This window comes from Armatimonas sp., assembly GCF_964826245.1.
On record NZ_CBAYMC010000151.1, the window covers coordinates 1 to 10,791 of the forward strand.

The 10,791-nt window shown below is 60.4% G+C and carries 9 protein-coding genes; 7 read left to right on the forward strand and 2 right to left on the reverse strand.

Features of this window, described 5'->3' with window-relative positions; genetic code table 11:
* On the reverse strand, window positions 1-1,094 hold a 1,094-nt coding region (locus AC1XOS_RS14480; protein ID WP_481962936.1), incomplete at its 3' end, for an alpha-L-fucosidase.
* 100 nt (window positions 1,095-1,194) lie between these two features.
* Here AC1XOS_RS14480 and AC1XOS_RS14485 point away from each other — a divergent pair.
* The 7 genes from AC1XOS_RS14485 (at window position 1,195) to AC1XOS_RS14515 (ending at window position 9,751) form a co-directional block, all read left to right on the forward strand.
* Window positions 1,195-2,631 (forward strand): B12-binding domain-containing radical SAM protein, encoded by a 1,437-nt coding sequence (locus AC1XOS_RS14485; RefSeq protein ID WP_481962937.1) that lies wholly within the window; start codon window positions 1,195-1,197, stop codon window positions 2,629-2,631.
* Between the two features lie 53 nt (window positions 2,632-2,684).
* Window positions 2,685-3,743, forward strand: a complete 1,059-nt coding sequence (locus AC1XOS_RS14490) for a LacI family DNA-binding transcriptional regulator (protein WP_481962938.1) — start codon at window positions 2,685-2,687, stop codon at window positions 3,741-3,743.
* A 17-nt stretch (window positions 3,744-3,760) separates the two neighbouring features.
* Entirely contained in the window at window positions 3,761-4,639 is an 879-nt protein-coding gene (locus tag AC1XOS_RS14495; protein ID WP_481962939.1) for a DUF1559 family PulG-like putative transporter, read from the forward strand.
* Between the two features lie 61 nt (window positions 4,640-4,700).
* Window positions 4,701-6,515: a tetratricopeptide repeat protein gene (locus AC1XOS_RS14500; protein WP_481962940.1), complete on the forward strand. Its 1,815-nt coding sequence runs from the start codon at window positions 4,701-4,703 to the stop codon at window positions 6,513-6,515.
* Window positions 6,516-6,538: 23 nt separating this feature from the next.
* Window positions 6,539-6,748: a hypothetical protein gene (locus AC1XOS_RS14505; protein ID WP_481962941.1), complete on the forward strand. Its 210-nt coding sequence runs from the start codon at window positions 6,539-6,541 to the stop codon at window positions 6,746-6,748.
* Window positions 6,702-8,414, forward strand: coding sequence for a CRTAC1 family protein (locus AC1XOS_RS14510; protein ID WP_481962942.1), 1,713 nt, complete (start codon window positions 6,702-6,704; stop codon window positions 8,412-8,414). Before AC1XOS_RS14505 ends, AC1XOS_RS14510 begins: the two co-directional genes overlap by 47 nt.
* Window positions 8,411-9,751, forward strand: a complete 1,341-nt coding sequence (locus AC1XOS_RS14515; RefSeq protein WP_481962943.1) for a glycoside hydrolase — start codon at window positions 8,411-8,413, stop codon at window positions 9,749-9,751. Before AC1XOS_RS14510 ends, AC1XOS_RS14515 begins: the two co-directional genes overlap by 4 nt.
* Here the strand turns inward: AC1XOS_RS14515 and AC1XOS_RS14520 are convergent.
* Window positions 9,726-10,745: a GHMP family kinase ATP-binding protein gene (locus tag AC1XOS_RS14520; RefSeq protein ID WP_481962944.1), complete on the reverse strand. Its 1,020-nt coding sequence runs from the start codon at window positions 10,743-10,745 to the stop codon at window positions 9,726-9,728. The genes AC1XOS_RS14515 and AC1XOS_RS14520 overlap by 26 nt on opposite strands.
* Window positions 10,746-10,791 lie beyond the last annotated feature (46 nt).

A 10,791-nucleotide genomic window follows, 5' to 3' on the forward strand; every position in this document is an offset into this window, starting at 1 on the left:
CCGAAGGGCCAGGCGAGCACGTGGACATAGAGCCGGTTGGTAGTGGGGTTGTAGGTGTAGCGGCAGTCTTGAGGAGCAGCGCCAAACTCAGCAGGAGCCTGGGTGCAGCCGTAGATCGAGCGCGAGTGGCGCTTCATCCACTCGCCCATACCCTGGAGGCGATCCAGAGCGCGCACATCAAACTCACCGCGCCCGGTCGGGCCGACATTGAGCAGGAGATTGCCGCCCTTGCTCACCGTGTCGATCAGCATCTGCACCAACATCTCCAGCGACTTCCAGCTGGACTCATCTCTATGGTAGCCCCAAGAGCCGCTAAAGGTCTGGCAGGCTTCCCAGGTGACCGGCTTGCCCTGGAACTGCACCCACTGGCGCGGCTGGAACTGCTCAGGGGTCTTGATATCCCAGCCCGCTTCCAGGTCCATTCGGTCATTCAAAATAATATGGGGCTGTAGCTCTCGAATCAGCTTATAAAGGTTCTCGCTGTCCCAGTCCGCGCGGCCTTTCTGGGGCGGGTAGGAGAAGTCACACCAGAGAATATCAATCTTGCCAAACTCGGAGAGAATCTCCCGCACTTGGCCGTGGAGATACTTCGCGTAGCGGCTCTGGTCGCGGCCCGCGTTCAGCGCGTCTTTGTCCGGCGAGCTGCGCTGCGGATGGACGCCGTCCACCACAAAGTCCGGGTGGTGCCAGTCAATCAGCGAGTGGTAAAAACCCGTCTTGAGGCCGTGGCCACGGAAGGCATCCACCATCGGGCGCAAGAGATCGCGCTTGGCGGGGGTGTTGGTGGCCTTGTAGTCCGTCAGCGCCGAGTCCCAGAGACAGAAGCCTTCGTGGTGCTTGGTGGTGATCACAAAGTACTTCATCCCCGCGTTCTCCGCCGCGCTCGCCCAGACCTCAGGGTCGTAGAGATCGGGATCGAAGAACTTAAAATACCGCTCGTAGCGCTCATCGGTGAGCTGCTCGTAGTTCTTGAGCCACTCATGGCGCGCACCTAGGGCGTAGAGGCCCCAGTGGATAAACATACCGAAGCGGTCGTGGGTAAACCAGGACGTATCGCCGGGAGTCGGCTCAGGTTGTGGAATCGTCGTAGACATAGCTTATTATAGCCGGAACCACGAGTCCTCGGGGACACTTGACAAGAAGCTCATTTCCTTATATGCTTTGTAAAACAAAGTTCTTTGTATTTATAAAAATATGCACGTCAAGTTTATCCTCCCCGCTCTCACTGAGGCGAAGTCTCCGCTCTTTCGGCCCATCAAGTACAGCCTTTTTCCGCCGCTTGGGCTGGCGACACTGGCGGGGTATCTTCCCGACGGCTGGGAGGCGACGCTTGAAGACGATCACGTGGAGGTGCTGCACTTAGACGATACACCCGATATTGTGGCGATCGAGGTCTACATCACATCGGCGCGGCGGGCCTATGCGCTCGCCGATCACTACCGGGCACGCGGGGCGTTTGTCTGCTTGGGTGGGCTGCACGTGACATCGCTCCCCGATGAAGCCGCAGCCCATGCCGATGCGATCTTTCTGGGGCCGGGTGAGGACATCTGGCCGCAGTTTCTCAAGGATTTTCAGGCGGGCCAGCCCCAGCCGCGCTACGCCTCGGTGAGCCGGACGCTGGAGGGAATGCCGCCGATCCGCCGGGACTTGATCAAGCGCCATCTCTATCTCGTCCCCAACTCGATTGTGGTCTCGCGTGGCTGCCCGCACCACTGCGACTTTTGCTACAAGGACGCGTTTTTTGCGGGCGGGAAGCACTTCTACACGCAGGCCGTGGACGAAGCCCTGGCGGAGATCGAGCGGCTGCCGGGCAAGCATCTGTACTTTCTGGACGACCATCTCTTTGGCAACGTGCGCTTTGCCAACGCGCTCTTTGAGGGAATGCGCGGGATGGGGCGGGTCTGGCAGGCGGCAGGGACGGTGCAGGCGATCCTGCGCCCCGGGCTGATCGAGAAAGCCGCCGAAGTCGGGCTGCGCTCGCTCTTTGTGGGGTTCGAGACGCTCTCGCAGGAGAACTTAGCCGAGCAGCACAAGGGACAGAACCTAGGGCGAGACTACAACGCCGCGATTAAAAAGCTTCGCGACTGCGGCGTGATGGCCAATGGCTCGTTTGTCTTCGGGATGGACGGCGACGGCCCCGATGTCTTTGAGCGCACCGTGGACTGGGCGGTCTCGCAGGGAATCGAGACGGCGACATTTCACATCCTGACACCATATCCCGGCACCGCGCTCTATAAGCGCATGAAGGCCGAGGGGCGGCTTCTGCACTCCGACTGGGACCGCTACGACACACGCCACACGGTCTTCCAGCCCCACGGCATGACCCCGGAGCAGCTCGAATACGGCTACTGGCGCGCCTACCGCGAGTTCTACTCCTGGCGCAAGCTCTTCGCCGGGGCATCTGTCAAAGAAAACCTCCCGGATCGCCTACGCCATCTGGCCTACGCGGGTGGCTGGAAGAAGTTCGAGCCACTCTGGGACACACTCATCCGCCTCAAGCGCGTCACCGGCATGCTCCCCGCGCTGGAGCAAGTCCTCACCAGCTTTGGAGCACGTCACAAAGCCGCCCCCCCACCGCGCTCGCCCCAGAAACAGCGCCTCCAGCACCTACCGCTGGTTTCTGAGGATTAGAAAAACAAAAGCTTGCGAAACGCGGAAATACTTGCTAAACTAGTTTAGCAAAGATGAGCAGAGTAGCAAAGTCCGCCTCTCGCCGAGTCCGTCTGGAAGATGTTGCCCTCCAGGCGGGGGTCTCCGTCGCCACGGCGTCGCTGGCGCTGAGCGATAAATCTGCGCAGTACCGCATCTCCACCGATGTGACGGCGCGTGTGCAGAAAGCGGCTCAAGACCTAGACTACACCCCCAACCGGCTCGTGCGCTCGATGCAGCGTGGTCAGACCCATATTCTGAGCTTCTTCAATGGCTACCGCACCCGCACGCCGCAAGATCTCTACATGAACACCCTGTGCACCGCGCTGGAGCGGGCAGCGGGCAGTCAGGGCTACGATCTGCTCGTCCACTGCGATTTTGCACGCTCCCCGGAGCAGATCTACCAGCACTTAAATGGCGGAATTGCGGATGCTGTTCTGTTTTTCGCGCCACAGGTAAACGACCCTCTCTTAGAACTCCTTAAGAAATCGCGTCTTCCCACGGTGCTCATCGGGGGCCAGGTCGACGGAACGCTTCCTCAGGTAACGGACGATGTGGAGTCTAGCATGCGGCTTGTGGCGGAACAGCTCGTTGCGCAAGGGCACCATCGGATCGGGGTGATCCACGACGACAGCAACAGCCCCAACTTTCCCCAGCGGCTTGGGCTCCTGCGTAAAGAGCTTGCCGCTCTGAAAGTGACACTACAAGAGGACTGTCTTTATTTTTTAGGGGAGATCGGGGCGCTCTTGCAAAAAGACGATGCTCCCACAGCATTTTTCTGCCCACGAGATAGCCTTGCCTACCAGCTTCTGGACATCTGCACCGAGCACGGGATCGCCGTCCCAGATCGCCTGAGCGTGGTGGGCTACGATGGCCTCCCCTGGGGCGCGATCAGTGGGCACGTGGTCACTTCGGTAAAAGTAGACATTGATGCTCTGGCACAGGCGGCAGTGGCCAGAATGGTGGCGCAGCTCGGTGGCGAGAGCGAGCTGCCCCTGATCCAACTTCTTCCCACAGCCCTTCTCGTGGGAACGACGCTAGGAGCCGTACCGACCGGGACGACTCTCAGTACAGATCGAAGACCCGGTCCCTGACATTATGAGATGAATCTATGAAAAATCAACGAAGTATCCGTCGAAACTTCACACTTATCGAGCTACTTGTGGTTATTGCCATAATTGCAATCCTTGCAGCCATTCTCTTCCCCGTCTTCGCACAAGCACGCGAGAAAGCCCGTGCGATTGCCTGTATGTCGAACATGCGCAACATCGGTCTTGCCACCATGCAGTACATTCAAGACTATGACGAGGTCTATCCACTAGGGTACATGTGGGATGGCGCCAGCTGGGGAGGCACGATGTGGACCGTCGGACTTGGCCCCTATCTTCAAAAATACGGAGCGAGCAACACCCAGTTTGTTGATGGTGCTGTCGGAGGGAACTCGGTGCTCGTCTGCCCCTCGTTCCGCCCTGCGATTGATGCCAATGGTCAGCCCATACCGGGTGGCCAAGTTGGTATCGGCTACTCTATCAACAAGACCCAGCTCAATACCCCTTGGAACACGGGGCTTCCCGCGGGGCTTCAAGGGTTTGGAGGCGTTTCCCAAGCCACTCTGATTGCTCCCGCGAACCTGGTCGCTTTCGCTGAGACAGCCGTGGTGGGAGCCAATGGTGATGCCAATATTGCCCGCGCGGCGGACCAGGCATGGTGCGACCCCAATAACCCCGTTCAGGCTTCCTGTGGGCCTTTCACCTTCCAGCCACTCCTATGGAGCAACAAGCCCAATCAGACCACGGGCTGGGACTTCGACATCCCCGGTGGGTTTGCCGGGCAAGGCAACGGCGACTACCAGCGACGCCGTCGCCCTGACTTCCGCCACTCGCAGCGCTGTAACGTGATGTTTGCTGATGGCCATGCAAAAGCCGTCGGCCCCAACACACTGACGGCAAGGATCGGTTCCGCCGATGACATCTGGCACAACCACAACTAGGCCAGAGAGACATCACTCCGGGCGGAGGAAAATTTCCTCCGCCCTCTTTGCATTGCTTGCGTTGCTAGGAATACTGGCTGCGCTTGCAATCCCCTACACGGGCAGCTACAAAGACCAACAGTATCGCCCGGCCTCTTTATTGGCACTGCTCAGCAAGCAAACCACGCAGACCAACGATCCCGTCTATATCTACTGGCTAGGACGGCGCCTGTGCGATGCGGGAAAGTTTGAGCAGGCTGTCGGCGTGCTGGAGCGAGGAGTCAGTCTCGATCCCAGCTCACCACGCCTGCGTGAGCAGTGGACACGCTCACTTCTGGCAACGGGGAAAGTCTCCGTGGCCTACGGACAGCTCACCGAGTTTGTCGCGACGCACCCCAAGCTTGCTGCAGCCCACTATCTCCTCGGGACGTTCCACTACACCCAAAAAAGTATAGAAGCGGCCCGGATGTCTCTTGAGAAAGCCGCCGCTTTGGAGCCAAACTACCCCCAGGCACTCTCGATGCTGGCCAATGTCCAGATTCAGCTTGGGGAGAAAACACAGGCCCAGAGCATCCTGCGCCGCGCACTCGCTCTGCGCCCTAACGCGGCCCTAGACCATCTCCAGCTTGCCACTCTTCAGGTGACAGAAGCCCCACAAGAGGCGCGAGCGGAGTTCTTAAAGGCACTCGCACTCGCTCCCCAGAACCCTCTCTGCCACGAAAAATACGGCGCGTTTTTGCTCCAGTCCGGCGAAGGTGCTACTGCCGAGGCATCTCTGCGCCAAGCCGTGACACTAGCGCCCGAGAGCGCAGCCACAAACCTGCTTCTAGGGCGCTGCCTTCTCCAGAATAACAAGCATGAGCAGGCGATTTTATCTCTTGAAAAAGCGACGAAGCTTGCACTGGGTGACCCGGTGGCGGCTCAGGAGCTACGAGGGGCCTACCAGCGCCTAGGGCGCTCTTCGGATGCCGCGTACTGGGCACAGGAGACAGAGCGGCGACAGCAGCGCATTGCGGCGCGAACTGCGCTGGAAAATGAGCTCCGAGTGAACCCAACCAATCGCGAGGCCCACACCAAGATGGCACAGCTTCTTGCCTCCGTCGGAGCGGTAAATGACTGTATCCGTGAGCTGGCCATCGCCTCCCGCGAGCGCCCCGACTCACCTGTAATACTGACAAGAGCCGCCGAGCTCCTCACCGGTGCCGGTCAGGCAGGCGTGGCAGTGCCTCTTGCGCTTCAGGCCACACAACAAGCGCCCAATAACCCTCAGGCCCACGAGGCGCTCGGCAATGCTCAGCTCGCACAGGGACGCTTGCACGAAGCGAGTATCGCCTACTTTGCGGCTTCCGGTGGTGATGCCACACGCTTTGCGCCCTTTGAGAAGCGCATGGAGGCAGCTAAGAGACAGCTTGCCGCGCACCCAACTCCCCCACTTCTCTGCTATAAGAAAGCGCTCGAAGCATCTACACCGCAAGACGCCGAGCAGCAGCTCACGCAAGCGCTCAAAGCCGATCCAGAGCACACGGCGAGCCTGCGCCTCTTGCTCCAGCTCCAGGTGCAGCGCGGGGACGATAGCGCGGCGCAGGAGACCGGCCAGCGCCTTTTGGCACTGATTCCCAACGAGGGAATCGGAAGTGCACTGCTCGCAATTGTCTTGCTCAAGAAACCGGGGTCACTCTCACAAGAGGCTCTGGCACAGATCGAGCAGCTTTTTAGTAATGCCGCCGCTGACCCCAGCGCAGCTCCGATTCTTCCGCTAGGCTACGGCCTGCTGGCACTTCAGCGCCGCGATAAAAAAGCGGCGCAATCGTTTTTCCAGCAAGCGATCGCCCTCGGAGGCGCGAACTCCACGGTGGCAAAGCTCGCACAAGAGCAGCTACGCCGCCTTACTCTCTAAAGAAAGTCAAGACTCTAAAAATTATGAAAAATCAAACCAAAACCCTCACCCTGACACTCGTTTTCGCCGTACTCGCCACTCTGCTTAGCGTTGGCTGCACCAAGACGGAGGCCCCCAAGCCCACCGGGACACCTGTTCCCAAGATGGCACCGGGCCAGGCCGCAGGGATGCAGTACATGCGGCAGAATGGAGGCAACCCGCAGGCGGGTCAAGCAGGGCAAGGCGGTCGCTAACCTGCGCTGCCCCTACGCTTTTGGTCTAGTAGGGCTTTTGGTGCTACTCGGCTGCCAAACGACGCCCTCAGGCCCGACGCCCCCGCCTGTCTCGCCCATTCGCTTTGTGGATGTGGCGGCGCAGGCAGGGCTCCGCTACACCTGGACAATCTCAGGGAAGCGCCCGCTCAGCGCTCTGCCTTTAATTGGCAATGGAGTGGCATTTCTCGATTACAACCGCGATGGCAACTTAGATATCCTGCTGGTGGGCGAGAAGCCGGGTCTCTTTCAGGGAGCTGGCAAAGGCGCGTTTACCGATGTCTCCGCCACGGCTCTGCCCACACTCACAGGGCAGTTTAGTGGCTGCGCGGTGGGCGACTACGACGGCGATGGCTTTGAGGATCTCTACCTCTCTGCCTACAAAGGCGGCGCTCTGCTTCACAACCAGCGGGGAGAGCGCTTTACCGATGTCACGGTGGCGTCAGGACTCACCGCGCAGCCGTGGGGAACCGCCTGCGCCTTTGTCGAGACACAGCGCGGCTCCGGACGGCTGGACCTGATCGTGGGCAACTACGCCAAGTTTGGAGCCGACTACAACACGCAAGAGCTCTGCTCGGTGCGTGATAAACAAGGCAAGCCGATCTTAACCGCCTGTCCCCCGCGCTACTATCCGCCCCTCAAGCCCACTTTCTTTCGCAACCAGGGCAAGGGAGTCTTTACCGAGGCAACGGCCAGCAGCGGCTTCGCCCGTGCGATGGGACGAACCCTCGGGATCGCGGCAGCGGACTTTGATAGCTCCGGTCAGCAAGCCATCTCTCTGGCCAACGATGAGCTAGAGGGCGATCTCTTCACCAAGCAGAACGCGCCGTTTGTCAATGTCGCCCGGCGTGCCGGAACCCACACCGACCGTGAGGGCAATGTGCACGGCGGCATGGGCACGGACTGGGGCGATTTCGACAACGACGGACTCCTCGATCTCTTTGTCGCCACCTATGCCAACGAGGCCAAGTCTCTCTATAAAAACGAAGGCGGTGGTCTGTTTACCGATGTGGCCTACAGTGCTCACACAAGCCCCGCGGCCTCGCCTTATGTGACTTTTGGGTGTAAGTTCTTCGATGCGGACAACGATGGCTGGCTAGACTTAGCGCTCGCCAATGGCCATGTCCAAGACAATATCGAGCAGATTGATACGGTGCAAACCTACCGGCAGCCCACTCTCTTGCTGCATAATCTCGCCAAACAAGGCGGACAGGCAGGTTTTGCGGATCTCTCGAAGCAAGCCGGGGAGGCACTGCAAAAGCCCATTGTCGGACGCGGCTTAGCGACGGGCGATTTTGACAACGACGGCCGTGTCGATCTGCTCATCGCCGATAGTGAAGGCAAGCCTTTACTCCTCCACAATGAGTCTACGATAAAGGGCAACTGGCTGGGAGTGAAGCTCATCGGAACGCGCTCCAATCCTAGCGGCTACGGTGCGGTGCTCACGCTCACGGCTGGCGGTAAAAAGATCGTGCGTCACTGCCACGCCGATGGCTCATATCTCTCCAGTAGCGATCCACGGGTTCACTTTGGCCTTGGCCAGACAGAGAAAGCGGAGTCTCTCACGGTCCGCTGGCCCTCCGGAAAGACTCAGACGGTGACCGGGCTTGCTACCAACCAATATCACATTCTCAAAGAAACTCCATGAAGCTTATTCTTGACCCTAGCCAGCACTTTCAGACACTGGAAGGCATTGGAGCATCGCTTGCCTGGAGCGGCGACCCCGTCGGAGAAACTTGGAGTGAGGCGGCGAAAACCCAGCTCGCCGACTTGCTTTTTTGCCCAGAGCGTGGCGCGGGGCTCTCGGGCGTACGCTTTAATATTGGGGCGGGTGGGGCGTGGGCGGAAGAGAGCCCCCTAGATCCGTGGCGACACCCGAAGTGCTTTAAACGAACCGCCGAGTCGGCCTTCGATCCCAGCTGTCACGAAGGCCAGCAGTGGTTTCTCCGTGCCGCAGCCGAGCGTGGCGCATCGTGCCGGGTTGCCTTTGCCAATAGCCCTCCCCTTTGGCTGACCCAAAACGGGCGTGCCACCCACGATAAGAGCGAGAGCCAGAAAGCGCTCACCACCAACCTCAAGCCCGGCGCGGAGCCTGCCTTTGCAGCGTTTCTCGCGGAGGTGGTCGAGCACTTTGAGCGCGTGGGGCTTCCGTTTACAGCGCTCAGCCCGGTCAATGAGCCGCAGTGGGCCTGGGAAGATGCCACCCAAGAGGGCTGTCGCTTCAGTAACTCGGATATTCTCGCGCTGGCTCACACGCTCCGCTTGGAGCTCGACCGCAGGAGCCTCGCCATCGAGCTAGACCTGCCCGAGGCTGCTGACTTGCGCTTTTTAATCGACGGCCAAGCGGAGGCGCTGGCAGCGGTCTGTGAGGGAAAGCTCTGTGGCCACGGCTACTGGAGCTACGATCCACCCGAGGAGAGCCGTCGGATTCGTGAGGCCGTTCGTCGTGCCATTGCCCAGCACGTGCCGGGTGGGCGCTTCTGGCAGTCCGAGGTCTGTGTTATGGAGCCGGGGCGCGACTTAGGAATGGAGCTGTCGCTACGAGTTGCTCGAATGATGCACCAGGACTTTGTCCACGCCGATGCCAGTGCTTGGTTCTGGTGGCTCGCCCTCTCGCCGTATGACTACAAAGACGGCTTGATCTATCTCGGAGACAACGAGGCGATCTCACCCAGCAAGACCCTCTGGGCACTGGGAAACTTCGCGCGCTTTCTCCGCCCCGGCTGGCGACGTATCTTTGTCACTCCCACCGAAGCCGACGGGCTCTATGTCTCTGCCTGGTGCGACCCGGCCGGCGAGCAGCTTGCCCTGGTTGCCATAAATACCACCGACCAGGAACGCACTTTGGAGCTCTCCGAGAGCTATGCTCTCACGCCGCACATCACCGACGGTAGCCGCGACCTTGTGCCCGGCGAGGAGCTTGCCCCCGGAGAACGACTCCTTGCTGAGCCCTACTCCATCACGACCTGGACTCCGTCACGGTGAGCCCCTCCGCCGGCACGGGGCGGATGATCCGGCCCGCACCGGCGTCTTTGAGGGCGGCGATGGTACGCTCGGGCTCGAAGGTGAGACACAGTACCGTCCCGCCTTGGCCCGCTCCGGCGAGCTTGGCCCCGATGGCCCCGTTTGCCAGCGCCACTTCCACGAGCTTATCCACCGCCGCGCCGCTGGCCCCGAGGCGAAACTGGACTTCTTGGTTCTGGTTCATGAGCGCTGCAATGGCCTCCCAGTCGCCCTCCAGCAAGGCTTTCTTGCCGTCACGGGCGAGCTTGGGCACTAAGACATCATAAAGCTCACGCACCTCGGGGTCGTTGTCGAGCCAGCGCTGCCGCACGGGCTTGTGGGCCGCCCCTGAGTGATGCTTGACCCCCGTGTGCGCTAGCACAAACGGCAAGGAGTCCGCGTGTGGCACCAAGTCCATCAGCGGCTCCACGGTGGCGTAGGGTTGGGCATCCATGGCGATATGGCTGCCTTTGTCGCGGAAGTCCATGTAGTTCAGGCCGCCAAAGACCGCCATGTGCTGGTCCTGAAACCCACAGATCACCCCGAGAATCTCGTACTCGATCTTGCGGATCGCGGCGGCGATGGCGTGCTTGTGCTCCACCCGCCCGATTTTCTGGGACACCGCGCCGTACACTGCGGCCATGAGCGCCGTCGAGCCTGCCAGGCCTGCCTGCATGGGAATCTCGGTGCTGGTCGTGAGGTGAAAGTGCGCTTCCCCCGGATCAATCCCCATGCCCCTCAGCACGGCCTTCGCCAAGTCCAAGCGCGGGAGCTCTTTCGAAGGCTCGAGGTCGGCCCTGCTCGCGATAACTTGTCGCTCGCCATTATCGGCTTCTAAGATCAGCGCCGCCGAGTCGGTGTCAGAAAGGGTGCAGGTCGCACGCTCGGAGAGAGAACAAGAGATTACAGAGCCGCCGTACATGTCGGTCGGGTTGCCCAGCACGCCACAGCGTCCGGGCGCAGTTGCCACGATCATGAAGGGATTATACCCTCCTCACCCGGCGCTTTATTTTGCCTCTCCC

Bases quoted from the DNA above. Each gene is read 5' to 3' on its own strand.
- AC1XOS_RS14485 (WP_481962937.1), top strand. From the start codon at position 1,195: ATGCACGTCAAGTTTATCCTCCCCGCTCTCACTGAGGCGAAGTCTCCG.
- AC1XOS_RS14490 (WP_481962938.1), top strand. From the start codon at position 2,685: ATGAGCAGAGTAGCAAAGTCCGCCTCTCGCCGAGTCCGTCTGGAAGAT.
- AC1XOS_RS14495 (WP_481962939.1), top strand. From the start codon at position 3,761: ATGAAAAATCAACGAAGTATCCGTCGAAACTTCACACTTATCGAGCTA.
- AC1XOS_RS14505 (WP_481962941.1), top strand. From the start codon at position 6,539: ATGAAAAATCAAACCAAAACCCTCACCCTGACACTCGTTTTCGCCGTA.
- AC1XOS_RS14510 (WP_481962942.1), top strand. From the start codon at position 6,702: ATGGAGGCAACCCGCAGGCGGGTCAAGCAGGGCAAGGCGGTCGCTAAC.
- AC1XOS_RS14515 (WP_481962943.1), top strand. From the start codon at position 8,411: ATGAAGCTTATTCTTGACCCTAGCCAGCACTTTCAGACACTGGAAGGC.
- AC1XOS_RS14520 (WP_481962944.1), bottom strand. From the start codon at position 10,745: ATGATCGTGGCAACTGCGCCCGGACGCTGTGGCGTGCTGGGCAACCCG.